This is a genomic window from Bradyrhizobium sp. CCBAU 65884 (genome assembly GCF_028128835.1).
Lineage (GTDB): Bacteria > Pseudomonadota > Alphaproteobacteria > Rhizobiales > Xanthobacteraceae > Bradyrhizobium > Bradyrhizobium ottawaense.
On sequence record NZ_LBJU01000115.1, the window covers coordinates 107156 to 132099 of the forward strand.

Annotated in this window: 23 protein-coding genes; 12 read left to right on the forward strand and 11 right to left on the reverse strand. The window is 64.8% G+C overall.

Going from position 1 to position 24944, the window contains the following annotated elements; translation table 11 throughout:
- Positions 1-102: 102 nt before the first annotated feature.
- Complete coding sequence (locus XI03_RS17570) at positions 103-1419, reverse strand: UDP-glucose dehydrogenase family protein (RefSeq protein WP_028140857.1); 1317 nt, start codon at positions 1417-1419, stop codon at positions 103-105.
- A 195-nt stretch (positions 1420-1614) separates the two neighbouring features.
- Here XI03_RS17570 and XI03_RS17575 point away from each other — a divergent pair, with 195 nt between their 5' ends.
- The 3 genes from XI03_RS17575 (at position 1615) to XI03_RS17585 (ending at position 6903) form a co-directional block, all read left to right on the forward strand.
- On the forward strand, positions 1615-2682 hold the full coding sequence (locus XI03_RS17575; RefSeq protein ID WP_271592798.1) for an acyltransferase family protein: 1068 nt from the start codon (positions 1615-1617) through the stop codon (positions 2680-2682).
- A gap of 262 nt (positions 2683-2944) precedes the next feature.
- On the forward strand, positions 2945-5992 hold the full coding sequence (gene polA / locus XI03_RS17580) for a DNA polymerase I (RefSeq protein WP_271592799.1): 3048 nt from the start codon (positions 2945-2947) through the stop codon (positions 5990-5992).
- 275 nt (positions 5993-6267) lie between these two features.
- A complete protein-coding gene (locus XI03_RS17585; RefSeq protein WP_271592800.1) occupies positions 6268-6903 on the forward strand; it encodes a LysE family translocator in 636 nt (211 codons plus the stop codon).
- 162 nt (positions 6904-7065) lie between these two features.
- Here the strand turns inward: XI03_RS17585 and XI03_RS17590 are convergent, their stop codons facing one another.
- Complete coding sequence (locus tag XI03_RS17590; RefSeq protein WP_271592801.1) at positions 7066-7692, reverse strand: glutathione S-transferase family protein; 627 nt, start codon at positions 7690-7692, stop codon at positions 7066-7068.
- A gap of 173 nt (positions 7693-7865) precedes the next feature.
- Between XI03_RS17590 and pyrE the strand changes: the two genes are divergently transcribed.
- Together pyrE and XI03_RS17600 are read left to right on the forward strand one after the other, a co-directional pair.
- Positions 7866-8429, forward strand: coding sequence for an orotate phosphoribosyltransferase (pyrE, locus tag XI03_RS17595; RefSeq protein WP_008136514.1), 564 nt, complete (start codon positions 7866-7868; stop codon positions 8427-8429).
- Between the two features lie 258 nt (positions 8430-8687).
- Positions 8688-9461, forward strand: a complete 774-nt coding sequence (locus XI03_RS17600; protein ID WP_271592821.1) for a DUF2865 domain-containing protein — start codon at positions 8688-8690, stop codon at positions 9459-9461.
- A gap of 131 nt (positions 9462-9592) precedes the next feature.
- Here the strand turns inward: XI03_RS17600 and XI03_RS17605 are convergent, their stop codons facing one another.
- The 7 genes from XI03_RS17605 to XI03_RS17635 all read right to left on the reverse strand — a co-directional run bounded on the left by XI03_RS17605 (position 9593) and on the right by XI03_RS17635 (position 17497).
- A complete protein-coding gene (locus XI03_RS17605) occupies positions 9593-10024 on the reverse strand; it encodes a hypothetical protein (RefSeq protein ID WP_038973194.1) in 432 nt (143 codons plus the stop codon).
- A gap of 291 nt (positions 10025-10315) precedes the next feature.
- Entirely contained in the window at positions 10316-10987 is a 672-nt protein-coding gene (pdeM, locus tag XI03_RS17610) for a ligase-associated DNA damage response endonuclease PdeM (protein ID WP_049801939.1), read from the reverse strand.
- Between the two features lie 53 nt (positions 10988-11040).
- Positions 11041-13617 (reverse strand): ligase-associated DNA damage response DEXH box helicase, encoded by a 2577-nt coding sequence (locus XI03_RS17615; RefSeq protein ID WP_271592802.1) that lies wholly within the window; start codon positions 13615-13617, stop codon positions 11041-11043.
- Positions 13618-13910: 293 nt separating this feature from the next.
- Positions 13911-14276 carry a nuclear transport factor 2 family protein gene (locus XI03_RS17620; protein WP_271592803.1) on the reverse strand — a complete coding sequence of 122 codons (366 nt, stop codon included), beginning with the start codon at positions 14274-14276 and terminating at the stop codon, positions 13911-13913.
- A gap of 156 nt (positions 14277-14432) precedes the next feature.
- A complete protein-coding gene (locus XI03_RS17625) occupies positions 14433-14783 on the reverse strand; it encodes a RidA family protein (protein WP_018320814.1) in 351 nt (116 codons plus the stop codon).
- A 134-nt stretch (positions 14784-14917) separates the two neighbouring features.
- Positions 14918-15835, reverse strand: coding sequence for an alpha/beta hydrolase family esterase (locus XI03_RS17630; protein WP_271592804.1), 918 nt, complete (start codon positions 15833-15835; stop codon positions 14918-14920).
- Between the two features lie 3 nt (positions 15836-15838).
- Positions 15839-17497 carry an FAD-binding dehydrogenase gene (locus XI03_RS17635; RefSeq protein WP_271592805.1) on the reverse strand — a complete coding sequence of 553 codons (1659 nt, stop codon included), beginning with the start codon at positions 17495-17497 and terminating at the stop codon, positions 15839-15841.
- Between the two features lie 279 nt (positions 17498-17776).
- Here XI03_RS17635 and XI03_RS17640 point away from each other — a divergent pair, with 279 nt between their 5' ends.
- The 5 genes from XI03_RS17640 (at position 17777) to XI03_RS17660 (ending at position 22179) form a co-directional block, all read left to right on the forward strand.
- Positions 17777-18298 (forward strand): hypothetical protein, encoded by a 522-nt coding sequence (locus XI03_RS17640; protein WP_028140869.1) that lies wholly within the window; start codon positions 17777-17779, stop codon positions 18296-18298.
- A gap of 110 nt (positions 18299-18408) precedes the next feature.
- A complete protein-coding gene (locus tag XI03_RS17645) occupies positions 18409-18603 on the forward strand; it encodes a hypothetical protein (protein ID WP_028140870.1) in 195 nt (64 codons plus the stop codon).
- Positions 18604-18627: 24 nt separating this feature from the next.
- Entirely contained in the window at positions 18628-19218 is a 591-nt protein-coding gene (locus XI03_RS17650; RefSeq protein ID WP_028140871.1) for an SCO family protein, read from the forward strand.
- A gap of 154 nt (positions 19219-19372) precedes the next feature.
- The gene (locus XI03_RS17655) at positions 19373-20329 is read left to right on the forward strand and encodes a transporter substrate-binding domain-containing protein (RefSeq protein ID WP_028140872.1); all 957 of its coding nucleotides are present in this window, start codon (positions 19373-19375) and stop codon (positions 20327-20329) included.
- A gap of 206 nt (positions 20330-20535) precedes the next feature.
- Entirely contained in the window at positions 20536-22179 is a 1644-nt protein-coding gene (locus tag XI03_RS17660) for a lysine--tRNA ligase (RefSeq protein WP_271592806.1), read from the forward strand.
- A 177-nt stretch (positions 22180-22356) separates the two neighbouring features.
- On the opposite strand, the gene XI03_RS17665 is transcribed toward XI03_RS17660, so the two are convergent.
- Positions 22357-23109 (reverse strand): carbonic anhydrase, encoded by a 753-nt coding sequence (locus XI03_RS17665; protein WP_038973208.1) that lies wholly within the window; start codon positions 23107-23109, stop codon positions 22357-22359.
- A 106-nt stretch (positions 23110-23215) separates the two neighbouring features.
- Positions 23216-23827 carry a TetR/AcrR family transcriptional regulator gene (locus XI03_RS17670; RefSeq protein WP_271592807.1) on the reverse strand — a complete coding sequence of 204 codons (612 nt, stop codon included), beginning with the start codon at positions 23825-23827 and terminating at the stop codon, positions 23216-23218.
- A gap of 93 nt (positions 23828-23920) precedes the next feature.
- Between XI03_RS17670 and XI03_RS17675 the strand changes: the two genes are divergently transcribed.
- On the forward strand, positions 23921-24379 hold the full coding sequence (locus XI03_RS17675) for an ester cyclase (RefSeq protein WP_271592808.1): 459 nt from the start codon (positions 23921-23923) through the stop codon (positions 24377-24379).
- Positions 24380-24421: 42 nt separating this feature from the next.
- A complete protein-coding gene (locus XI03_RS17680; protein WP_095425052.1) occupies positions 24422-24913 on the forward strand; it encodes a DUF3237 domain-containing protein in 492 nt (163 codons plus the stop codon).
- The last annotated feature ends 31 nt before the right edge of the window (positions 24914-24944 follow it).

The window sequence follows — 24944 nt, forward strand, 5'->3', positions numbered from 1 at the left end:
CGCGCCGGGCGGGTGATCCAGTCAACTCAGATCCCGATCATCACGAAGATCGGGATTACTGGATACCCCGCCTTCGCGGGGTATGACAATCGTGTGTGGCGATCAGCCCTGCACAGGCGGGCGGCCGATGCTGTCATAGGTGAAGCCGGCGGCTTCCATGTCTTCGGGGCGGTAGATGTTGCGCAGGTCGACGACCACGGGCTGCGCCATGACGCTCTTCAGCCGGTCGAGATCGAGCGCACGGAACTGCACCCATTCGGTGACAATGACGAGCGCGTCGGCACCTTGCGCGCAGGAATAGGCGTCCTCGCAATAGGTGATATCGGGCAGCTCGCCCTTGGCCTGCTCCATGCCGACGGGATCGAACGCCTTGACCGTCGCGCCCATGTCGATCAGGCCTGTCACCAGCGGGATCGACGGCGCATCGCGCATGTCGTCGGTGTCGGGCTTGAAGGTGAGGCCGAGCACCGCAATGGTCTTGCCGCGCAGCGAGCCGCCGAGCGCCTGGCTGACCTTGCGCGCCATCGCGCGCTTGCGATTTTCGTTCACGGCCAGCACGGATTCGACGATGCGCAAGGAGACGTCGTAATCCTGCGCGATCTTGATCAGCGCCTTGGTGTCCTTCGGGAAGCACGAGCCGCCGAACCCGGGACCGGCATGCAGGAATTTGGTGCCGATGCGGTTGTCCAGGCCAATGCCGCGCGCGACCTCCTGGACGTTGGCGCCGGCCTTTTCCGAGAGATCGGCGATCTCGTTGATGAAGGTGATCTTGGTCGCGAGAAACGCGTTCGCGGCGTATTTGATCATCTCGGCGGTGCGACGCTCCGTGAACATCAGCGGCGCCTGGTTCAGCGACAGCGGACGGTAGATGTCGCCCATCACCTTGCGGCCGCGCTCGTCGGAGGTGCCGACCACGACCCGATCGGGAAATTTGAAGTCACGGATCGCCGCGCCCTCGCGCAGAAATTCTGGATTGGAGGCGACCACGACGTCGGCTTTGGGATTGGTCTCGCGGATGATGCGCTCGACCTCGTCGCCGGTGCCCACCGGCACGGTCGACTTCGTCACCACGACGGTGAAACCGGTGAGCGACCGCGCGATCTCCTTCGCTGCGGCGTAGACATAGGAGAGGTCGGCGTGGCCGTCGCCGCGCCGCGACGGCGTGCCGACCGCGATGAACACGGCATCGGCATCGGCGACCGGCTTGGACAAATCGGTGGTGAAGTCGAGCCGCTTGGCCTTGACGTTGGTCGCGACCAACTCGTCGAGGCCGGGCTCGTAGATCGGAATCTCGCCGCGATGGAGCGCCGCGATCTTCTTCTCGTCCTTGTCGACGCAGGTGACGTCGTGACCGAAATCAGCAAAGCAGGCTCCGGACACCAGTCCCACGTAACCCGTGCCGATCATCGCGATGCGCATGAAAATCCCTGTTTTAGATTGGTTAACGAAACCCCGACACGGGGCGGTTTAGCATTTTCCCGAGGGGAGGGAACAGTCCGCAGGCAAAAAAGCGGCATGGGAATTGAACCGGTAAAGAAGTCGGAAACCGTGCAGGCCCCACACTGCCTCGCACCCGAACAGGACAGGGCGGAACGCGCCTCGAAAAGAGACACCATGGCACCATCTGGCACAATTGCAGGGAGCGGAGGCAGCCAATCCCCTTCTGCCGCGCGTGTCGACTGGATCGACTACGCCAAGGGCATTTGCATCATCATGGTCGTGATGATGCATTCGGTGCTGGGGGTCGAACTCGCCGCCGGCGAGACCGGTTTCATGCATGTCGCCGTGGCCTTCGCAAAGCCGTTCCGGATGCCGGATTTCTTCCTGATCTCGGGCCTGTTCCTGCCACTGGTGATCGATCGGGACTGGCGAACCTATCTCGACCGCAAGGTGGTGCATTTCGCCTATTTCTATGTCGTCTGGGTGACAATCCAATTCGGCTTCAAGGCGCCCGCTTTCGCGGCGGAGACGAGCTGGCATCACGTTGGTCTCCTGTATCTCGAATCCTTCATCGAGCCGTTCGGCACGCTGTGGTTTATCTATCTGCTGCCGGTCTTCTTCGTCGTCACAAAACTGACACGCAAATTCCCGCCGCTCGCGATCTGGCTGGTCGCCGCCGCCCTGGAGACAGCCCGGATCTCGACCGGCTGGACCGCGATCGACGAGTTCTGCTCACGCTTCGTCTATTTCTATTCGGGCTATCTGTTCGCGCCCTACGTGTTCGCGCTGTCGGATCGCGCGCGGAAGCATCCCGTCCTTGCGCTCGCAGCGCTCGCGACCTGGGCACTGGTCAATGCCGGCCTCGTCGCGTCGGGGGCCAGCGAATGGAAGGTCGTCTCGCTCGTGCTCGGCTTTGCCGGTGCCTGCGCCATCATCACGATGGGCACGCTGCTCGCGCGCGCGCAGTGGCTGAACTTCTTCCGCTTCTGCGGCGAGCATTCGATCGTGATCTATCTCGCCTTCTTCCTGCCGATGGCGGCAACGCGGACGCTGCTGCTGCGCACCGGCATCATTCCCAATATCGGCACGGTATCGCTGATCGTCACCGTCGCCGGCGTACTCGGCGCACTCGCGATCTGGCGGGGCGCGTTACGGCTCAATGCGCACTTCCTGTTCGAGCGGCCGGAGGCGTTCTGGATTGCGCCGAAGAAGGCTGGGCCGGTGTTGCAGGCGGCGGAGTAGCAATCTGTCGTCCCTGCGAAAGCAGGGACCCATACCGCGTGATCTATCGATGGATCGTGGCTTCCGTACCAGGGCCTCGTCACCACCAGCCTTCGCCAAACTCCTCCCTGTGGCTATGGGTCCCGGATCGACGCTCCGCTCCCGGCAACGCTACGCGTTGCCAAGAGCTGCGCTTGTCCGGGACGACAATTGAGTGTGGGCTGAGGGCAAAAATCCCCTTCCCAAGGCTGTCAAAGCCCGCAAAAATTCATACATTGCGGCCATGCCAAAGACCTCCCCGAAGACCTCCGCCAAAGCCGATCCCCCCACTGCCGCGACAGCTGCTGCCAAACCGGTTGCAGCAAAGGCGGCCGGCAAGGGCGACCACATCTTCCTGGTCGACGGTTCCGGCTACATCTTCCGCGCCTACCACGCGCTGCCGCCGCTGAACCGCAAGTCCGACGGCCTGCAGGTCAACGCCGTGCTCGGTTTCTGCAACATGCTGTGGAAGCTGCTCCGCGACATGCCGGAAGACAACCGGCCGACGCACCTCGCGATCATCTTCGACAAGTCGGAGGTCACGTTCCGCAACAAGATCTACCCGGAATACAAGGCCCACCGGGCGCCGGCGCCTGACGATCTCATCCCGCAATTTGCGCTGATCCGCGAGGCGGTCCGCGCCTTCGACCTGCCCTGCCTGGAACAAGTGGGCTTCGAGGCCGACGACCTGATCGCAACCTATGTGCGGCAGGCCTGCGAGCGCGGCGCCAGCGCGACCATCGTGTCCTCCGACAAGGATTTGATGCAGCTCGTCACCGATTGCGTCACCATGTACGACACCATGAAGGATCGCCGCATCGGCATCCCAGAGGTGATCGAGAAATTCGGCGTGCCGCCGAACAAGGTCGTCGAGGTACAGGCTCTGGCCGGCGATTCCACCGACAACGTGCCCGGCGTGCCCGGCATCGGCATCAAGACCGCGGCGCAGCTGATCACCGAATATGGCGACCTCGATCAACTGTTGTTCCGCGCCGGCGAGATCAAGCAGCCCAAGCGGCGCGAGGCGCTGCTCGAGAATGCCGAGAAAGCGCGGATCTCGCGGCAGCTCGTGCTACTCGACGACAAGGTCGACCTCGATGTGCCGCTGGACGACCTCGCGGTCCACGAGCCCGACGCACGCAAGCTGATCGCCTTCCTGAAAGCCATGGAATTCACGACGCTGACGCGACGCGTCGCCGAATATTCGCAAATCGATCCCGCCAATGTCGATGCCGACCCTGGCTATGCCAGCGGCGCCAGCGTGTTCACGACGCTGCCGCCCTCCGATGTCGTGCCTGCGCCGGGCGGCGATACGTCGGCGCAAGCCCGGGCGAAAGAGCCCAACAAGTCAGCGGGCAAGGAGGACAAGGCTGCGAGCCCGAAGGGCGCGCCGATCTCGCTGGCCGCCGCGCGCGAAGAGGCGCTGCGCAAGCTTCCAGTCGATCGCGCCAAATATCAAACGATCAAGTCGCTCGAGGAGCTCAACGCCTTCATCGCCCGCATCCACGATACCGGTCATGTCGCGGTCGAGATCCGCGGAAATTCGATCGATCCGATGCAGGCCGATTTCTGCGGCATCGCGCTGGCGCTGGCGCCGAACGAGGCCTGCTATGTGCCGCTGGCGCACAAGCAAGCTGGCGGCGGGGCCGGCCTGTTCGACGCCGGCCTTGCACCTGATCAGGTCAAGCATGCCGATGCGATCGACGCCCTGCGGCCGGTGCTGGAATCGGCGGGCATTCTCAAGATCGGCTTCGATCTCAAATTCACCGCCGTCATGCTGGCGCAGCACGGCATCACCTTGCGCAACACCGACGATGCGCAGTTGATCTCCTACGTGCTCGATGCCGGCCGCGGGTCGCACGCGATCGAATCGCTGTCCGAGCGCTGGTTCGGACACGCCATGCTGAAGGAGAACGAGCTGCTCGGCAGCGGCAAGGGCAAGATCACCTTCGACCAGGTGCCGATCGACAAGGCCGCGGCACTGTCGGCGGAAGGCGCCGACGTCGCCTTGCGCGCCTGGCGCGTGCTGAAGCCGCGCCTGGTCGCCGAGCATATGACCGCGGTCTACGAGACGCTGGAGCGGCCGCTGGTTGCGGTGCTTGCGCGCATGGAGCGGCGCGGCATCTCGATCGACCGCCAGGTGCTGTCGCGCCTGTCCGGCGACTTCGCCCAGACCGCGGCCCGCGTCGAGGCCGAGATCCAGGAGATCGCGGGCGAGCCGGTCAATGTCGGCAGCCCCAAGCAGATCGGCGACATCCTGTTCGGCAAGATGGGACTGTCGGGCGGCACCAAGACCAAGACCGGCGCCTGGTCGACCACCGCGCAGGTGCTCGACGAGCTCGCCGAGCAGGGCCATGACTTCCCGAAGAAGATCCTGGAATGGCGCCAGGTCTCGAAGCTGAAATCGACCTACACCGACGCGCTGCCGACCTACGTCAATCCGCAGACCCATCGCGTGCACACGACCTACGCGCTGGCCGCGACCACGACGGGCCGGTTGTCGTCGAACGAGCCGAATTTGCAGAACATCCCGGTGCGCACCGAGGACGGCAGAAAAATCCGCCGCGCCTTCATCGCAACACCCGGACACAAGCTCGTCTCCGCGGACTATTCGCAGATCGAGCTCAGGCTGCTGGCGGAGATCGCCGACATTCCCGTGCTGAAGCAGGCGTTCCGCGACGGTCTCGACATTCACGCCATGACGGCGTCGGAAATGTTCGGCGTGCCGATCAAGGGCATGCCGAGCGAGATCCGCCGCCGCGCCAAGGCGATCAATTTCGGCATCATCTACGGCATCTCCGCGTTCGGCCTCGCCAACCAGCTCGGCATCGCCCGCGAGGAGGCCTCGGCCTACATCAAGAAATATTTCGAGCGCTTCCCCGGCATCCGCGCCTACATGGACGAGACGCGCGATTTCTGCCGGCAGAATGGCTATGTCACCACGCTGTTCGGCCGCAAATGCCACTACCCCGACATCAAGGCCTCCAACGCCTCGGTGCGTGCCTTCAACGAGCGCGCCGCGATCAACGCGCGGCTCCAGGGCACCGCGGCCGACATCATCCGCCGCGCCATGACGCGGGTGGAGGATGCCCTCGCCGAGAAGAAGCTGTCGGCGCAAATGCTGCTGCAGGTGCACGACGAATTGATCTTCGAGGTGCCCGACGCCGAGGTCGAGGCGACGCTCCCCGTCGTGCAGCACGTGATGCAGGACGCACCGTTCCCGGCCGTGCTGCTGTCGGTGCCACTGCACGTCGATGCGCGCGCGGCGACCAACTGGGACGAGGCGCATTGAGGCGGCTCTTTACCTCTCCCGCTTGCACTCGCTGACGCCACACGGTCGGTGTCGTCCCCGCGAAAGCGGGGACCCATATCCACTGGATCGGGTTTGGCGAAGATTGCCCATGACTATCGCGCGTCAAACTTCTCCCTGGGGGTATGGGTCCCCGCGTTCGCGGGGACGACGTTGGAGTGACATGCGAGAACCTGAATTGTCCTCCGAGCAATTGCGCGATGGCCCCACCTCGCCTCGCATATTAGAACCGTGCCATCTCCCGCACCGGTTCACCCATGCCCCACACCTCAGCCCTGCTCGGCTTCGCCCTCGTCTGCCTTGGCCTCGTGCTCACGCCGGGGCCGAACATGATCTATCTGATCTCGCGCTCGATCACGCAGGGGCCGGCGGCGGGCATCGTCTCGCTCGGCGGCGTGGCGCTCGGCTTCGTGTTCTATATGCTGTGCGCGGCGTTCGGCATCACGGCGCTCTTGCTCGCCATTCCCTTTGCCTATGACGCGCTGCGCTTTGCCGGCGCGGGCTATCTGCTCTGGCTCGCCTGGCAGGCGATGAAGCCGGGCGGACGTTCGCCATTCCAGGTGAAACAGCTCGCCATCGACAGTCCGCGCAAATTGTTCGCGATGGGTTTCGTCACCAACCTGCTCAACCCGAAGATCGCGATGCTGTATCTCGCGCTGCTGCCGCAGTTCATCGATCCCACCGCCGGCAGCGTGCTGACGCAGTCGGTAGTGCTCGGCGCAATCCAGATCGCGATCAGCGTCAGCGTCAACGCGATGATCGCGCTCGCGGCGGGATCGATCGCGCAGTTCCTTTCGAACCGGCCGAGCTGGATGCTGGTGCAGCGCTGGCTGATGGGCACGGTGCTGGCCGGGCTCGCGGTGCGGATGGCGGTCGAAGCGAAGAAGGTGTGAGGCACTTTCTTCCTTCTCCCCTTGTGGGAGAAGGTGGCGCGAAGCGCCGGATGAGGGGTTCTCTCCGCTCGCAAGACTGTTCGTGAGGATGGAGACCCCTCACCCGTCTCGCCGCTTCGCGTCGATCCACCCTCTCCCACAGGGGGAGAGGGCAAGACCCCATCAATCCAGCTTCGCCTCCATGCCCCGCTTCACCGCCGGGCGCGCCATCAAGGCTTCGTACCAGCGCTTGACGTTGGGGAAGTCGGCCAGCTCAACCTTGTGGCGAGGGTGACGCCAGGCCCAGCCCAGGATGGCAAAATCGGCAATCGAGAGGTCGCCGGCGACGAAGTCGCGGCCGTCCAGGCGATGGTCTAGCACGCCGTAGAGCCGGCGGGTCTCGGCCATAAAGCGCTTCAGGCCGTAGGCGCGATCCTGCTCGTTCTCGAGCGCGATGAAATGGTGCACCTGGCCCGGCATCGGGCCGAAGCCGCCCATCTGCCACATCAGCCATTCATAGACCGGGATCCGAGCACCCAGCGATTTCGGCAGGAATTTGCCGGTCTTTTCACCGAGATAGAGCAGGATCGCGCCTGATTCGAAGATGCTGACGGGCTTGCCGTCCGGGCCCTCGGGGTCGACGATCGCGGGAATCTTGTTGTTCGGGGAGAGCTTGAGGAACCCCGGTGCCATCTGCTCGCCCTTGGTGATGTTCACCGGAATCACCTTGTAGGGCAGCCCCATTTCCTCCAGCGCGACCGAGATCTTGCGGCCGTTCGGCGTGTTCCAGGTGTGCAGCTCGATGGTCATTCCTTGCTTCCTTCCCCAACAGGTTTGGCACCCCACCTACTCCAGAACGTCGCGCCCCCACAACCGGCGGTCGGGGATGGCCGATCCCTGTTGACGAGGGACGCCCCCTCTGGAATGTCGCGGCTGTCGCGGATAAATTCCGCCTCCTCTAAAAACGCTCCCGAGGGACCGCCGTGTCGAAATCAGCCTCCCGCGCCCGCCTGTTCGAAATCATCCGCCGGCGCTCATTCGGCCGCGGCGAGGTGACGCTCGCGTCGGGCCGCAAGAGCGATTTCTACTTCAACCTCAAGCCGACCATGCTCGACCCCGAGGGGGCGACCCTGCTCGCCGAGCTGACCTATGAGGCGCTGAAGGACGACAACCTCGATTTCATCGGCGGCCTCGAGATGGGCGCGGTGCCGCTCGCCGGGGCGCTGGCGCAGATCTCCTGGATCAAGGGCCATCCGATCGCGGCGTTCTTCGTGCGCAAGAAGCCGAAGGAGCACGGCGCCAAGCTCGCGATCGAAGGCCTGCCAAGAGGCGAGACGCTCGAGGGCAAGCGCGTCGTGATCGTCGAGGACGTCACCACGACAGGCGGCTCGGCGATGAAGGCGGTGGAATCGGTGCGCGAGACCGGCGCCGAGGTGGTGCTGGTGCTGACCATGGTCGACCGCGAGGAAGGCGCCACCGACACGTTCGGTGCGGCCGGCCTGCCATTCCGCTCGCTGTACAAGGCCTCGGAATTCTTGAAGGCGTGAGACAGCAAAACTTTCTCTGCCGTCATGCCCGGGCCTGAGCCGGGCATCCACGTCTTGGCAACACGAGGATCGTGGATGGCCGGGACAAGCCCGGCCATGACGGGCTACACGATCGTCTCCCCTCAACCGCTCATTTACCATCCCGCCTTATGGTGAATCATGTGCTGAGACCCCTTGCGGTCCAGCCGCTTCAGTAGCGTCGGGTGGAGTAAGCGTTTGCGTACAGTCCTGTCCCATGCGCGCCAGCGGCGTCGCGCGATGCTCGTGGCCGCCACCCTTGGAGCACCGCTGCTTGCGGCTCCGGCCCCGGTTTCGGCCGAAGGCCTGTTCGACTTCTTCTTCGGCGGCATGCAGCAGCAGCGGCCGCAGCGCGAGGTGCCGCAACAGGCGAGCTCCTACGCCGATCCCTTCACCGGGCAGCAAAATGCCGCAACCCCGCAATATGTGCCGCCGACCCGCTCGGCGGCGGCCGGCGGCTCCGGCCCGGCCTTCTGCGTGCGCAGTTGCGATGGCAAATATTTTCCGCTGATGCGCGGCCTCACCTCGCCGGCCCAGATGTGTCAGGCGTTCTGTCCTGCCAGCGCGACCAAGGTCTATTTCGGCTCCTCGATCGACGGCGCCGCGTCGCAGACCGGCGAACGTTACGCCGACAGCGAGAACGCGTTCGCCTATCGCAAGGCGCTGCGCGCCGACTGCACCTGCAACGGCCGCGAGCCGGTCGGCCTTGCCCCGGTCGATCTCGCGCTCGACTCCTCGCTGAAAGCCGGCGACGTGATCGCCACCACTGACGGCCTCGTCGCCTATACCGGCATCCGCGTCGGCAACGACCAGGCCGCCGACTTCACCCCGGTTGCCTCCTATCCCGGCCTCACCGCGCAAGTCCGCGCCCGCCTCGGCGAGATGAAGGTGGCCCCGGTGCGGGCAGAGACGGTGTCGGCAGATGCGCCCGCTGCGGAGATCGTGCGCGGAGCGCTGCCCGATGTGACGGTGCCGAAGACGGCAAAGCCGGCGAAGCGGGCGGGGCTGGATTGATCTCGTGTCCCGGACGGCGGCGCAGCGCGAAGCGATGCGACGCAGAGCCGGGACCCGGAATGCCGCGAGATGGGCCCCGGCTCTGCAGCGCACCGCTGAAGGAGCGCTGCGCTTTGTCCGGGGCACGGCGATCACCTCCCGATAATCACCCCGATCACGTTCGGCGCCGCCAGATATTTCTCCTCGATCGCCGCGCGCGCGGCGGCGCGGTTGTCCGGCGTCAGCAAGCCGCGTTTCTCGGCCAGGATCATCCAGCAGAAGCCCCACCAGTCCGTCAGCATGCCCTGATCGCCGACGAGGTCGTAACCCTGCTCGGCCGCGAAGATGCGCGCATGGGCTTCGTCCAGCGTGTCCAGAAACAGATGATCCTCGGTCGAGAACAGATCGTCGCTGACGTCGTCGATGGTGTAACCCCAGATCGACTGGCACACCGCGTTGAATTCGCGGTCGAACTGGTCGTCATCGATCCTCTGGCGCCGGGCCGCCTGATGCAGCCGCGACAGCGAGCGCGCGAAATCGGCGATGCGGGTGAGGGCAAATTGATCGAAGGCGATGGTGGACATGTAGTCCTCGCAAGTCTGACAGACGCTAGATATTGTGCCGGCAACGCGCCGAATCACAATGATATATCAAAGACTTGCTAAAGTGTTCTTAATTTGTTCCGAACCCGGCAACGGTCCGCGAAAGTTTTGATGGCCGGAAATGAAAGGGGCCGCCTCGCAGCGGCCCCTTGCCGGTTACAATCTTGTTCGGGATCAGAAATTCCAGCCCCGGCAAGCCTAACGTTAGAACCGGCGACGGGCTTGTGCGATTCCGGAAAACTACTGAACGTAGTGCTGTCCCAATTTTTCGCCTCAGGAGCAGCGCGAGGCCGCGATGGCGTGGACACGGCGGTCGCCGAGCAGATGGGCGACAAAACCGTTGGCGGGAAAGATCTTTGCGAAGGCGGCGTCGCGGATGCTGAGGCCGCCGGCATAGGCGCCGAACGCCGGCATCACCGCACGCATCCCGTCGGAGGCGAAGCAGCGACGCTCCATCGAGCGGCCGCGCGCGGAGACGCGCGCCTTGGGATGGAGATGGCCGGCGATTTCGCCGCGCGCCCCGGTGGGCTCATGACGGAAGGTGATCGGGCCGATCGCGACCTCGTCGGCGATGGTGCCGCCGAGATCGCGCGGCAGCATCGGATCGTGATTGCCGGAGATCCAGATCCAGTCGCGGCCGGTCTGGAGCGCTGTGACCGCATCGCGATTATCCGGCGACAACCGCTCATGCGCGGTGCGGTCATGAAAGCTGTCGCCGAGGGCGATGACCACGCCGGGATCATGGCGGGAGATGACAGCAGCGAGACGGCTCAGCGTTGCCAGCGTATCGTAGGGCGGGAGCAGCACGCCGCGGGCGGCGAAGCTGGAGCCTTTTTCCAGATGCAGGTCGGAGACGACGAGCAGGCGCTGCTCTTCCCAGAACAGGGCGCCGGAAAGATCGGCGGCGAAGGTCACATCGCTGATGGTGACTGTGGACACGCGCATGTCGTCGACGTCTCCTGAAACCTGCGCGCCAATCGTCACGTCCGAACCTGCTGCTATCCCATCGCCTCTTTGACGAGCTCATCGGCGGCTTCCGCCAAAAGCTCATCTGCAGCTTCGCCATAAACTGACTCGCGACCGATTTCCAGCATCACGGGCACCGCCAGCGGGGAGACGCGGTCGAGTTCCCGGTGCGTGATGCGGCCGTGGATGCGGGCGAGCATGTCGCCCAAGCGGCGCAAATCGAGCAGGCCGGTGGCGGCATCGGCGCGCGCGGCGCGCAACAGGACGTGATCGGCCTGATGCTTGCGCAGCACGTCGTAGACGAGATCGGTCGAGAACAACACCTGACGGCGGCTCTTCTCTTCGCCGGTGTGCCGGCGCGTGATCAGGCCGGAGATGATCGCGCAATTGCGGAAGGTGCGCTTCATCAGGGCGGACTCGGCGAGCCAGGCCTCCAGATCGTCGCCGAGCATATCAGGGTCGAACAGCGCATTGAGGTCGATCCGGCCGTCGCGGATCATGAAGGAGAGATCGCCGAGCGCCCAGATCGCCACCGCATATTCGTTGGCGACGAAGCCGAGCGGCCGGGCGCGGGCGCGCTCCAGCCGGCGCGTCAGCAGCATGCCGAGGGTCTGATGCGCGAGACGGCCCTCGAAGGGATAGCAAACGATGTAGTGCTTGTTGGCGCGCGGAAAGCTCTCGACCAGGAGCTCGCGCACCGCCGGCACGCGCGAGACGTCCTTTTGCAGCGACAGCCAGTCGCGCACCTGCTCCGGCAAGCCGCCCCAGGCGCGGCCGTCATCGAGCAGCCGGCGCACGCGCTCGGCGAGATAGGTCGAGAGCGGAAACTTGCCGCCCATATAGGACGGCACTTTCGGGTCCTTGTCGTTGGCGCGGGAGACATAGACCTGGTCCTCGACCAGGGTTTCATAGCGCACCACCTCGCCTGAGAACACGAAGGTGTCACCGGGGCTCAAGCCCTCGATGAAGGCTTCCTCGATCTCGCCGAGCAACCGACCCCCGCGCGCGATCACGCCGGTCGACCCCGCTCCGCCACGGCGCGAACGCACCAGGCGCACCTTCAGCATGTCGTCCTCGACGATGGTGCCGACATTCATCCGGTAGCTCTGCCGCACCTTGGGATTGGCGACGCGCCAGCGGCCCTGCTTGTCCTGCTTGATGCGGGCAAAGCGTTCGTAGGTCTTCAGCGCGTAGCCGCCGGAGGCGACGAAATCGACGACGTCATCGAAATCCGTCCGCGACAAGTCTGCGTAAGGCGCGGCGGTGCAGACCTCGCCATACAGATCATCGCTGAGGAACGGCTCGCCGCAGGCGCAGCCGAGCACGTGCTGGGCCAGCACATCGAGCGCGCCGGTGCGCAAGGGTGGCGTGTCCTGCGCGTTCTCGGCAATGGCATCGATGGCGACGCGGCACTCCAGCACTTCAAAACGGTTGGCCGGTACCAGCACCGCGCGCGAGGCTTCGTCGAGGCGGTGGTTGGCGCGGCCGATCCGCTGCATCAGGCGCGAGGAGCCCTTGGGCGCCCCGATATTGACGACGAGATCGACGTCGCCCCAGTCGACGCCGAGGTCGAGCGAAGAGGTGCAGACCACGCCGCGCAGGCGTCCCGCCGACATGGCGTCCTCGACCTTGCGGCGCTGCGCGACATCGAGCGAGCCGTGATGCAGCGCGATCGCGAGCCCGTCGTCATTCATGCTCCAGAGATTCTGGAACAGCATCTCGGCCTGGCTGCGGGTGTTGACGAAGACCAGCGTGGTCTTGTTCGCCTTGATCAGATCGTAAATCTCAGGGAGCGCGTGGCGCGCGCTGTGGCCGGCCCAGGGCAGTCGCTCGCGCGTATCCAGCATCTCGACCAGAGGTGGCGCCGCGCCGCCGGCGATGACGATGTCGGCGGCAGCTTCCTTGCCACCGGGCTGCGGCACCAGGAAGCGCGCGAGCTGATCCGGCTCGGCCACCGTTGCCGACAGGCCGATCGCGCGCATCTGCGGCGCCAGCTGCCACAGCCGCGCCAGCCCGAGCGAGAGCAGATCGCCGCGCTTGGACGTCACCAGCGCGTGCAGCTCGTCGAGTACGATGCGCTTCAGGGAGGAAAACAGGAACGGCGCATCATCCGAGGACAGCAGCAGCGCGAGCTGCTCGGGCGTCGTCAGCAACACATCAGGCGGATAACGCCGTTGCCGCTGCCGCCGCGACACCGGCGTGTCGCCAGTGCGGGTCTCGACCTTGATCGGCAGCGCCATCTCCGCAATCGGCCGCTCCAGATTGCGCGCGATGTCGACGGCGAGCGCCTTCAGCGGCGAGATATAGAGCGTGTGCAGGCCGCCGGCACGCTGCAGCGTGCGGCCGGTGGAGACGAGGCTCTGTTTCTCACCCGCCTTCCGTTCGGCTGCCTCGGTCGAAAGCTCCACCAGCGTCGGCAGAAATCCCGCCAGCGTCTTGCCGGCACCGGTCGGCGCGATCAGCAGGGCCGAGCGGTCCTCGCACGCCTTCTCCAGCAGCGCCAATTGATGCGCGCGCGGCGACCAGCCACGGGCTGCGAACCATTGCTGGAAGCGGCCAGGCAGCAGCGCGGCCGGCTCGGCCGATGTTTGGAGGATACGGGGCGGCACGGCATGACAGGTAAGCCGTAGGGATGGCTTCGTCGAGGGGTGCAACCCTCCTCTATACGAGGAGGACAATCACATATGGCATTTTGCGCGACCTGAGCGCGCGCCTCGTCCTTCGAGACGACCGCTTCGCGGTCTCCTCAGGATGAGGCTAAGCAGCATCGGTGCTCGTTGAAACCGCAGCCGCGCACTCGACCCTCATCCTGAGGGCCCGCCAACGGCGGGCGTCTCGAAGGATGGCCTCAGGAACCGCTCTCAGATGCGATTACCCGCCCGAGCCAGGGGGACCAGCGGTCTCACGCCCCGGCCGGCACCTGATCCAGAAACCCGGTCACGCTTCTGATGCGGCCGTCCTTCAGCACTGCGAAATCCGTGCCCTTGATCGGGCTGTCGGCGCCATCGGGACCAAGTCCCCACGAAAAGCGGATGTGATCGCCGTAGCCGTTGGGCTCGCCGATCAGCTTGAACTTGAAATCGGGAAAGCGCTGCTGCACGCCTGCGATCAGCGCCTCGATGCCGTCGCGGCCGTCGCCCTTCATCAGGGGATCGACATAGCTCGCATCGCTCGTCCAGTTGTCGCTGAGCAGCTCGCGGCGCCGGCCGGCCGTGCGTTCGTTCCAGAGCTCGATGTAGCGGCGGGCGATGGTGATGGGGTCGGTCATGGTGCTCTCCTTCGATGACGCCGTATTCGGCTGTCCCTGACTATCGAAGGATCGCGCGCGCCGATCGATTACCTCGCAGGTCATCGTTGCGCGAAATAAATGGAGCGCGATGATGTTGGCATCGCGCTCCATTCGCATGCGAATTGGTCGTGGGGATTACTTCGCGGCCGTGACCATGATCTCGACGGTGTATTGCGGCGCCGCCAGCTTGGCTTCGACGGTGGCGCGGGCGGGGGTATTGCCGGCCGAGACCCAGGCGTCCCACACTGCGTTCATCTCGCCGAACGTCTTCATGTCGGTGATGTAGATCGTGGCCGAGAGCAGCTTCGACTTGTCGGTGCCGGCCTTGGCGAGATGGCCGTCGATGGTGGCCAGGATGTCCTGGGTCTGCTTGGTCACGCTTTCGCCGGCGGCCTTGTTGGCGACGACACCGGCGAGATAGACGGTGTTGCCGTGCACGACGACCTGACTCATACGCGGGCCGGTTTCGAAACGCTGAATGCTCATTTGCGGATCTCCTCACTGGAATGGCGGCCCTGTCTAGCCCAGCACCTCGCGCCGTGCCACCCCGGGCACGCATGCGTTGCCTGCGGCGCATGCGTTGCCCCGCACGCATGCCGTCACCGCCGAGCATGTGCGCCTCACGGAAACTGACTGAAAAAAGCCCAGATCGTCTCGGCGCCATCGATGTCGCCGTTCTGCGGCCCGAGCAGGCCGGCTGCGACCCTCGGGAAGCGGGCATCCGGAGAAAATCCAGGCATGCGGTGGCCGCCATGGTTGATGCGATAGAGCACGACGTCGTGTCCCCTCGGGCAGCGCGATGAGATCCGGGTCACTGTCGATTGGTCTGCGGGCGCCTTGTCGGGCATGTCAGTCACGCTGGCATCGTCGGTCTCACAGCCATTGAGCTTGCGCCAGAACGCCAGCGTCCCCTCGGTCGACCAGAACCCGTCCGCGGCAAAATAGCTCGATCCGCGACCGCCCTCGTAGGGGACCAGCAGGTCGGCCGTGCCGTTCATGAGCAGCATCGGCAGCGGCCTTGACGGATGGCAAGTGACGGCGGCCTCGTCGGTGAGGTTCATGATCACGCTCGCGCCTGCCGCAAACAGATCGGCGCGGGCGCAGGCCATGGTCATCGCCATGGCGCCGCCATTGGAGACGCCCGCGATGAAGACGCGCTTTGCATCGGCCGTGCCGTCGGCCACCAGCTTCTCGACGAGCTTTGCGAGGAAGGCGATGTCGTCGGTGCCCGCCGGCGGTCCACGCAGGGCAGGCCCCGCCTTGGTTCGCGCATCCGCCCATGCATTGTTGAGCCCGTCCGGAAAGACCACAGCCAGGCCCTCGCGCTTTGCGACCTGCGGCCACGCCGTCCGCGCGACCATGTCGGCGCCGCGCTGGGTCTTGCCGTGCAGCACGATCACGAGCGGTGCCGGCTTCCTGGCCGGCAATTGCGCGGTGTAGGAGCGCTTTGCGCCGTTGACGTCGATCGTCTCGGCGGATGCAGCCGAAGCGGCGGCCAATGCCGCGACCACCGCCCCGATGCGCATCCACAGCCGCACGATCTAGCCCACCGCTTTGGCGGCGGCCCGGCCCGCATTGCGGCCCGAGAACAGGCAGCCGCCGAGGAAGGTGCCTTCCAGTGAGCGATAACCGTGCACGCCGCCACCGCCGAAGCCGGCGGCTTCGCCGACCGCATAGAGGCCGGGAATGACGCTGCCCTCGGCGCCGAACACACGCGAGTCGAGATCGGTCTCGAAGCCGCCCAGCGTCTTGCGGGTGAGGATGTTGAGCTTGACCGCGATCAGGGGCCCCTGCGCGGGATCCAGGATCCTGTGTGGGGAGGCAGTGCGGATCAACCTGTCGCCAATATAGCGGCGCGCATTGTGAATGTTCATCACCTGCGCATCCTTGACGTAAGCGTTGGCGATCTCGCGGTCGCGCGCCTCGATCTGCATCCTGATGTGCTCGAGCTTGAGGAGGTCGCTGCCGGCAAGCTTGTTCATCTCCGCAACAAGGTCCTCGATCTTGTCGCGTACGATGAAGTCGACACCATGGCTTTTGAATGCCTCGACCGGCGCCGGCGCGCCCTTGTTGGTGGCGCGGCGCAAGGTCATGCGCCAGCTCTTGCCGGTCAGGTCCGGGTTCTGCTCCGAGCCCGACAGCGCAAACTCCTTCTTGATGATGCTCTGGGTCAGGATGAACCAGGAATAATCATAGCCCGTCGACATGATGTATTTGAGCTGGCCGAGCGTGTCGGAGCCCGGGAATAGCGGCGCCGGCAATCGTGTGCCGGTTGCGTCGAACCACATCGAGGAGGGGCCGGGCAGGATGCGGATGCCGTGGCGCGGCCAGATGGGATTCCAGTTCTGGATGCCCTCGACATAATGCCACATGCGGTCGCGATTGATCAGCCGCGCGCCTGATGTCTCGGTGATGCCGATCATGCGGCCGTCGACATGTTCGGGCACGCCGGAGATCATGAATTTCGGGGGATCACCGAGCCGCTTCGGCCAGTTCTGCCGCACCAGCTCGTGATTGCCGCCGATGCCGCCGGACGCCACGATCACGGCCTGCGCCTTCAGCGCAAATTCGCCGACGACGTTCCGCGAGGAGCTCTTGCCGCGCTCGATCGTGTCGGGGGCGAGCACGGCGCCGCTGACGCCATCCACCGTGCCATTGGTGATCGAAAGCGCATCGACGCGGTGGCGGAACCTGAAGCTCAGCCGGCCGCTTTTCATCGCCTCGCGCGCGCGGCGCTCGAACGGCTCGACGATGCCGGGACCGGTGCCCCAGGTGACGTGAAAGCGCGGCACGGAATTGCCGTGGCCCATCGCGTCATAGCCGCCGCGTTCGGCCCAGCCGACCACGGGGAAGATGCGATGGCCCATCGCCCGCAACCAGGCCCGCTTCTCGCCGGCTGCGAACGCCACATAGGCCTCGGCCCATTGCCGCGGCCAGAAGTCCTCGTCGCGGTCGAAGCCCGCGGCACCGATCCAGTCCTGCATGGCCAGGTCGAAGGAATCCTTGATGCCGAGCCGGCGCTGCTCCGGCGAATCGACCAGGAACAATCCGCCGAACGACCAGAACGCCTGGCCGCCAAGCGACTGCTCGCCTTCCTGGTCGACCACGATCACGCGCTTGCCCGCATCCGCGATCTCGGTTGCGGCAACCAGTCCCGATAGTCCCGCGCCGACAACGATGACGTCAGTTTCTTCAGCCATGTGTTTCCCCCTCCATGTTTCCCCCTCCATAGGTTCCCCCCTGTAGTCGCCCGGATTGAAGCCAACGGTTGTAACTGAGATCAAGGGTGTGACGCATAAGACATCATTAACTTGTTCCACTTTGGGATAGAGACCCATCGGGTGCAGCGCGGACGCAACACTGGATTTGAATTTGTTTTGAGCGAGCCGGCCTGCCTAGACAAAACCTTGGTTACGACAGACGCTAGTCGCGTATCACCACCGAACACGCAGATTCGAATTCGACTGGGGCGGGGGACAATGAAGTTTCTGACGGGGTTGGTTGCGGCGGTCCTCCTGATCGCTGGCATGGGGGCCTCTCACGCGGTGGTTCGGATCGCGGATGACCGCGGTGGCCGGATCGGAACCTATGTCGACAAATACCAGGACCTGCGGCAGTCCGGTGACACCGTCATCATCGACGGCCTCTGCGCCTCCGCCTGCACCATCGTCCTCGGCGCCATCCCGCATGACCGCATCTGCGTGACCTCGAGCGCGACGCTCGGCTTCCACGCCGCCTGGGATTTCGGCAGCAATGGCCGCGCCGTCACCAATACTGAGGCGACCCAGATGCTCTACGCGATGTATCCGTCGCAGGTGAAGCGCTGGATCAGCCAGCGGGGCGGCCTCACCCCGCACATGCTCTTCCTGAAGGGCAAGCAGCTCCAGGCCATGTACAAGCCCTGCTACCTGGACGCGCAAGCCTCGGCCAACAAGCCGTCGCGCAGGCCCCTCCCGCAAACGGACCAGATCGAATCCGCCCGCGGCCAGCTCCTGCGCTGACGCTTCCAGCCTGACGAGATCGTTCCGGCCCGCCGGCGGCGCCTTGCCCGCAGGCGGGCTAAAGCTTATCTGAGGGCTGGGAACCGGGGCCTTCGCCCCCGATCGTTGTCATGGCTCAACCGCTGCACCCGTCGCATCCGTTACAGGACAATTCGCCCACTGCCGGCCGAACTCCGTTCGTGCTCCTGTTGGCGGGCGCGGGGATCGGCGGATTGCTGGTGCTCGGCGCGCTGGCGCTGTGGTTCCACTACGGCACGCAGATGTTCTTCGAGATGATCAGGACCGGTTTCGCCGCCTGCTTCTGATCCACGACAGGAAGTTTTCCGCTCATGAGTTCCGCCGCCCGTCCGCTGGTGATCGCGACCGCCTTCGCCGCAAGCCTCGTTATCGGCCTCCTGATCATGTTCTGGGCCATGGGCGGGGTCAGCAAGGTGGCGCAGCCGGCCGCGGTCGGCGGCCCGTTCCAGCTGACCGATCAGAACGGCAAGGCCGTCACCGACAAGAGCCTCAAGGGGAAGCCGACCCTGATCTTCTTCGGCTACACCCATTGCCCCGACGTCTGCCCGACCTCGCTGTTCGAGATCTCGGAAGTGCTGCGCGCGCTGGGCAAGGACGCCGACAAGGTCAATGCCGTCTTCATCTCGGTCGATCCCGAGCGCGATACGCCGGCGACCATGAAGGAGTATCTGTCGAGCTTCGATCCGCATCTCGAAGGTCTGTCCGGCGATCCCGCCGAGACGGCCAAGGTCATCACCTCCTACCGGGTCTACGCCAAGAAGGTCCCGACCAAGGACGGCGACTACACCATGGACCACACCGCGCTGATCTATCTGATGGACCGCGACGGCCGCTTCGTGTCGCCGTTCAACCTGAAGCGCACGCCGGAAGAGGCTGCAGCGGATTTGAAGAAGTATCTCTAGTTCGGCGGATCAATCGCGCCTCGTGCGCGGTGCACCTCGCCCGCTTGCGGGAGAGGGAGCAGACCTTCACCTTGCCCGCATTCCGCACTCGCGTTCCCGCCGGGATGGTCTATAACGCCCTCCGATCCCAATGAAATTCGTTCATTTCCGGCCGATGGCTCCATCGCAACAGGCGAAATCGTCCAAATCTGCCCGTATCTTGCTGGCGGGGCTGGCCGTCGGCGCCTGCCTGCTCGCAGGCCTTCCCGGCGCCGACGCGCAGGCCCCGGCCCAGCAGCCTCCAGCGGCGCCCCAAGGAACACAACAGGGGACGCCACAAGCCGCACCTCGGGCGGTGCAGGCCGCCCCGCAAGCCGTACCCGGCTTCTGGGATCCGCGGCGGCGACCGGAGCGGCCGGACCTGTCGCGCCTGACCGTGATCCGCTTCCTGACCGAGACCGACTATCCGCCGTTCAATTTCACCGGCGCCGACGGCAACCCGGCCGGCTTCAACGTCGATCTGGCCCGCGCGCTGTGCGAGGAGATCAAGGTCACTTGCACCGTGCAGATGCGCCGCTTCGAGACGCTGGTCGATGCGCTCTCCTCCAACCGGGGCGATGCCATCATCGCCTCGATGGCGGTCAGCCCGCAGCTGCGCGCCCGGGTCGACTTCACCGATCCCTATTACCGCGTGCCGGCGCGCTTCGCCTCGCGCAAGGACGCGGTGATGCCGGAGATCCGCCCGGAATATCTCGAGGGCAAGAAAGTCGGCGTCATCGCCGGCTCCGCGCACGAGGCCTATCTCAAGGCGATGTTCACCGACGCCGAGCTGCACGGCTATCCCAATGACGACGCGCTCCGCAGCGCTTTGCGCAAGGGCGAGGTCGATTTCATTTTCGGCGACGCCATCTCGCTGGCGTTCTGGATCAACGGCACCGATTCCGGCGATTGCTGCGCCTTCTCCGGCGGTCCCTTCGTCGAGAGCCGTTTCTTCGGCGAAGGCATCGGCATCGCCGTCCGCAAGGGCAACGACGTGCTGCGCCAGGCCCTGAATTGGGCCCTATTCCGCGTCTGGGAAAAAGGCCGCTACACCGATCTGTGGCTGCGGTATTTCTCGGTGAGCCCGTTTTAGCCATCGATCGTCATTCCGGGGCGCGCGAAGTGCGAACCCGGAATCTCGAGATCGTTGAATTGTCATTCCGGGATGGTCCGCAGGACCAGACCCGGAATCTCGAGATTCCGGGTTCGATGCTGGCGCATCGCCCCGGAATGACAACAACCGTTCTTTTGCATTCTGCCCGGAAATCGCTATTTTCCGCGGCCCGGAGGCCCTTCTGAATGTCCGTTATCGATCCCAACATGAGCCCGAGCGATCTTCGCGCGCTCGCCGAACAATCCAACGCCTGGCCGTTCGAGCAGGCGAAGGCCATTGTCGCGCGGCTGAAGAAGAGTCCGAAGGACGAGGTGCTGTTCGAGACCGGCTACGGACCGTCGGGCCTGCCGCATATCGGCACGTTCGGCGAGGTCGCGCGCACCTCGATGGTGCGCCATGCCTTCCGTGTTCTGACCGAGGACAAGGTCAAGACGCGCCTCCTGGCGTTCTCCGACGACATGGACGGGTTTCGGAAAGTGCCCGACAACGTCCCCAACAAGGAGATGCTGGCCGCGCATCTCGGCAAGCCGCTGACGCGGGTGCCGGATCCGTTCTCCAACGAGTACCCCTCGTTCGGTGCGCACAACAACGCGCGCCTGCGCGCGTTTCTGGATCATTTCGGCTTCGACTACGAGTTCGCGAGCTCGACGGACTACTACACATCAGGCCGCTTCGACGCGACGCTGCTCAAGATGTTAGCTGCCTACGACAAGGTGATGGCGATCATCCTGCCGACGCTCGGCCCCGATCGCCGCGCCACCTACTCACCGTTCCTGCCGATCAGCAAGACCACGGGCGTGGTGCTCCAGGTGCCGATGATCCGCCGCGATGTCGTGGCCGGCACGGTGACCTATGTCGATCCTGATACGAACCAGGAAGTGGAGACGCCCGTCACCGGCGGAAATGTGAAATGCCAGTGGAAGGCCGACTGGGCGATGCGCTGGGTCGCGCTCGGCGTCGACTACGAGATGGCCGGCAAGGATTTGATCGATTCGGTGAAGCTCTCCGGTGCAATCGCCAGGGCGCTCGGCGGCACGCCGCCCGAGGGCTTCAACTACGAGCTCTTCCTCGACGAGCAGGGCCAGAAGATCTCGAAGTCGAAGGGCAACGGCCTCACCATCGACGAATGGCTGCGCTACGCCTCACCGGAATCGCTGTCGCTGTTCATGTATCGCGAGCCCAAGGCGGCCAAGCGGCTGTATTTCGACGTCATCCCGCGCAACGTCGACGACTATCAGCAGTTCATCGACGGCTTTGCCCGGCAGGATGACAAGCAGCAGCTCGGCAATCCGGTCTGGCACATCCACAACGGCAAGCCGCCGCAGGGCGACATGCCCGTCACCTTCCAGCTTTTGCTGACATTGGTGTCGTCGTCGAACGCGGAGAATGCCGAGACGCTGTGGGGCTTCATTGGCCGCTATCGTCCGGGCGTCTCGCCGCAGACGCATCCGAAGCTCGATGCGATGGTCGGCTACGCCATCAATTACTACCGCGACTTCGTCGCGCCGACGAAGCAGTTCCGGGTGCCGACGGACACCGAGCGCAGCGCACTGCAGGATCTGCGCGATGCGCTGTCACAGCTTGCGCAGGACGCATCTGCCGAGGACATCCAGAACGTCGTCTACGAGATCGGCCGCCGCGAGCCCTTCCTCGATCAGGTCAAGAAGGGCAAGGACGGCCGTCCCGGCGTCACGCTGGACTGGTTCAACATGCTCTACCAGGTACTGCTCGGCCAGGAGAAGGGCCCGCGCTTCGGCTCCTTCGTCGCGGTGTACGGTGTGCAGAACGCAGTCAACATGATCGACGGCGCGCTGGCGCGGAGCGCGTGAGGCCACGGCTTTCTCCATCGTCGTCCCCGCGAAAGCGGGGACCCATAACCACAGGGAGAAGTTGGGCGAAGATTCGTAGTTGCGCCTGCGTTGGTACGAAGACCGCCACTCTCCGAGAGATCACGCGGTATGGGTCCCGGCGTTCGCCGGGACGACAGCGCTCATTGGAGCGCTCGCTCAGGCCGAGCGCAATACGTAGCGCCTGTTATCCTTCTGCACCGGGCGCGCGTTCATCGGATAGAGCTTTGCGAACGCGGCGACGTCGGCGGCCGACACCTGAATCGGGGTGGTCAGCAGCAGCCATTCGACCACTTCCGAACAGGGCGGCGTCGTCAGCGAGCCGGGATAGCGGAAGTAGCTGAGCCTCGGTGGCAGCATGGCGTGAGGATCGATGCCCGCATCCGCTTTCACCGCGGGGCCTTCCGCCGCCGGCATGGTCTTGACGATCTTGCCGAAGGCCGGGTTCGGCCTGCCCTCGGCCATCAGCACGCCGACCACGGCGAGGCCGCCGGCTTCGTTGCGATGGACGAAATGCGCCTCCATCGGGAAATTCTTGCCGCCGATCATGTGCTCGCTCGGCCGGTGGAAGTGCACCTGGAGCAGCTTGTACTTGACGTCGCCGAGCATCAACGTGCTGCCTTCGGCGAAGTTGAGCTGGATCGTGTGTCCGTTGTTGACGATGGTGTCGGCGCTCTTGCCCCAGTTCAGCTTCAGAACCGGCAATTGCGACTTGATCGTCCCCTCGATGTCGATCGGCGATTGCTGCAGGCCGACCGCGCAGGCCTTGTTGGCCGCATCGAGATCGCCCCATTTGGCCGGGCCGCCGACGCCCTCATAGCTCCAATGCGCGCCTTCGGCGGCGAAGGCCGGCTTGCAGAGCGGACAAAGCGCAAGACCCGCCAGAGCCTTCAATGCGTGACGGCGATTCATCATATCCCCCTAAGATGAATTGGATCGGCAATATCGGCCGCAACCTATGCGAGAGCGGCGGTGAGTCGCAATGGCGATGCAGGGCGATCGCGGGCCGGGAGCGGATTCAGACCTTCTGGCGAAAGGTCTCCAGCACGGCGGCGACGATCTTCTGTCCGTTTCTGCGCAGCTTCCTGGAATCGTCGGCGTGGGGCAGCAGCAATCCGATCTTGCAGATCATGGCGTCGATCATCCGGCTGAGCAGATCGACATCGTCCGCGTGCAACTCGCCATCGCGCTTCAGGGCCCGCAGGGTCGCGATCAGGAGCGCGGTCGGATAGGTCTCCTCGATATCGCGATAGCGCGGCTCGCCGAGCACGGCTTGCGCTTCCTGGATGACGATGCGCGCGTAGTCCGGCTCTTCGCAGGCGTCGAGATAGGCGTCGATGCCGGCGCTGAGACGATCCCAGATCTTGCGCTCGTTGCGCGCCGCGGCCTCGATTCTGGCGGCCGCGTCGCGCTGCATGGCGACCACGACGGCGTCAAACAGCGCCTTCTTGTCCGCGAAGTGATGGTAGAACGCGCCGCGCGTGACCCGCGCCGCCCGCGAGATCGCCTCCATGCCCGCCGCCTGAAATCCATTGGCGGCAAACGCTTCGCGGCCGGCATCGAGCAGCGCCTGCCTGGTGGCCTCGCTGTACTCTTCCCGACGACTTCTCGGAGGATCCTTTGCCCGCATCGCGCACAACCTAACGCTTGACCCGTTGGTATCAAACCGCATATAACATACATGATGTATGTATTAGACATTTAGAATGTTGCGAGACGAGCCGTGGACGGCAGGTGCATGTTCGAGCTGGCGGAAAGGTTGGCAATCGCGAAGAGCCGGCAGGACATCCCAGCGGCGCTGGAGGTTCTGCATCCCGACATGGTGCTGGAGACGCCGGCCTTCGGCACCAGGGCGCGAGGCCTCGCCGAAAACCAGCGCATCCTGACGCGCTTCTTCAAGTCCTTCCCGGACTATCACGTCACCCTCGACGGCCACGCCAATTCCGCCGACACGCTGGTCTGCTGGGGCACCGCGCGGATGACGATGACGGGGGATCGCTTCGGGGCCGAGCCCAACGGGCGCCGCGCGGAGCTGCCGGTGTTCATCGCCTTCGCCTTTCGCGACGACAAGATCGCGCATGAGCGCTTCGTCTTCGATCTCTCCGAGCTCTGCGCCCAATCCGGCGTTTCGACCGACGTGGTCAGGCGCAAGCTGTTCGGCGAAGCCACGCAGGCAGCGTAGCTCGCCGACGCAACACCATCCACGAAACAGGAGCGTCAGACCATGGCCGATCCCCGCATCAAGCCCGTCGGTGACGTGGCGACCAGGCTTCTCTTCGACATCGTCGTCGACCTCGATCCGCGCATCAATTTCGGCGCCGGGCCGATCGGGCAGCGCGTGCTGTTCGGGGCGGCCAAGGGTTCGTTCGAAGGGCCGCGCCTGCGCGGTGAGGTGCTGCGGGGCGGTGGTGACTGGGCGTTATTCCGCGCCGATGGTACCATGACCCTCGATGTGCGCCTGTCGTTGCGGACGCATGATGGCGAGTTGATCTACATGACCTATGGCGGCCGCTGGGTGACGCCGCAGTCTTTGCGCGCCGAGATGGCGGATCCCGCGCGACGTACCAAGGTCGATCCCGCCGGATACTACTTCCGCACCAATCCGCTGTTCGAGACCGGCTCGCAAACCTATGCCTGGCTCAACGACGTCGTCTGCGTCGGCAAGGGCTACCTCGTCGAAGGTGCCGTCGCCTACAAGATCTTCGAAGTGCTGTGAGAGCTCCGTGGATGCGTTGAGTGCGCTGCAT

Excerpts from the sequence above, each read along its gene's own strand:
- XI03_RS17585 (WP_271592800.1), top strand. The coding sequence starts at position 6,268 with ATGCCCCACACCTCAGCCCTGCTCGGCTTCGCCCTCGTCTGCCTTGGC.
- XI03_RS17605 (WP_038973194.1), bottom strand. The coding sequence starts at position 10,024 with ATGTCCACCATCGCCTTCGATCAATTTGCCCTCACCCGCATCGCCGAT.
- XI03_RS17655 (WP_028140872.1), top strand. The coding sequence starts at position 19,373 with ATGGCTCCATCGCAACAGGCGAAATCGTCCAAATCTGCCCGTATCTTG.
- XI03_RS17635 (WP_271592805.1), bottom strand. The coding sequence starts at position 17,497 with ATGGCTGAAGAAACTGACGTCATCGTTGTCGGCGCGGGACTATCGGGA.
- XI03_RS17650 (WP_028140871.1), top strand. The coding sequence starts at position 18,628 with ATGAGTTCCGCCGCCCGTCCGCTGGTGATCGCGACCGCCTTCGCCGCA.
- XI03_RS17575 (WP_271592798.1), top strand. The coding sequence starts at position 1,615 with ATGGCACCATCTGGCACAATTGCAGGGAGCGGAGGCAGCCAATCCCCT.
- polA (WP_271592799.1), top strand. The coding sequence starts at position 2,945 with ATGCCAAAGACCTCCCCGAAGACCTCCGCCAAAGCCGATCCCCCCACT.
- XI03_RS17645 (WP_028140870.1), top strand. The coding sequence starts at position 18,409 with ATGGCTCAACCGCTGCACCCGTCGCATCCGTTACAGGACAATTCGCCC.
- XI03_RS17640 (WP_028140869.1), top strand. The coding sequence starts at position 17,777 with ATGAAGTTTCTGACGGGGTTGGTTGCGGCGGTCCTCCTGATCGCTGGC.
- XI03_RS17625 (WP_018320814.1), bottom strand. The coding sequence starts at position 14,783 with ATGAGCATTCAGCGTTTCGAAACCGGCCCGCGTATGAGTCAGGTCGTC.
- XI03_RS17600 (WP_271592821.1), top strand. The coding sequence starts at position 8,688 with ATGCTCGTGGCCGCCACCCTTGGAGCACCGCTGCTTGCGGCTCCGGCC.
- XI03_RS17620 (WP_271592803.1), bottom strand. The coding sequence starts at position 14,276 with ATGACCGACCCCATCACCATCGCCCGCCGCTACATCGAGCTCTGGAAC.
- XI03_RS17680 (WP_095425052.1), top strand. The coding sequence starts at position 24,422 with ATGGCCGATCCCCGCATCAAGCCCGTCGGTGACGTGGCGACCAGGCTT.
- XI03_RS17670 (WP_271592807.1), bottom strand. The coding sequence starts at position 23,827 with ATGCGGGCAAAGGATCCTCCGAGAAGTCGTCGGGAAGAGTACAGCGAG.
- XI03_RS17590 (WP_271592801.1), bottom strand. The coding sequence starts at position 7,692 with ATGACCATCGAGCTGCACACCTGGAACACGCCGAACGGCCGCAAGATC.
- XI03_RS17660 (WP_271592806.1), top strand. The coding sequence starts at position 20,536 with ATGTCCGTTATCGATCCCAACATGAGCCCGAGCGATCTTCGCGCGCTC.
- XI03_RS17570 (WP_028140857.1), bottom strand. The coding sequence starts at position 1,419 with ATGCGCATCGCGATGATCGGCACGGGTTACGTGGGACTGGTGTCCGGA.
- XI03_RS17665 (WP_038973208.1), bottom strand. The coding sequence starts at position 23,109 with ATGAATCGCCGTCACGCATTGAAGGCTCTGGCGGGTCTTGCGCTTTGT.
- pdeM (WP_049801939.1), bottom strand. The coding sequence starts at position 10,987 with ATGCGCGTGTCCACAGTCACCATCAGCGATGTGACCTTCGCCGCCGAT.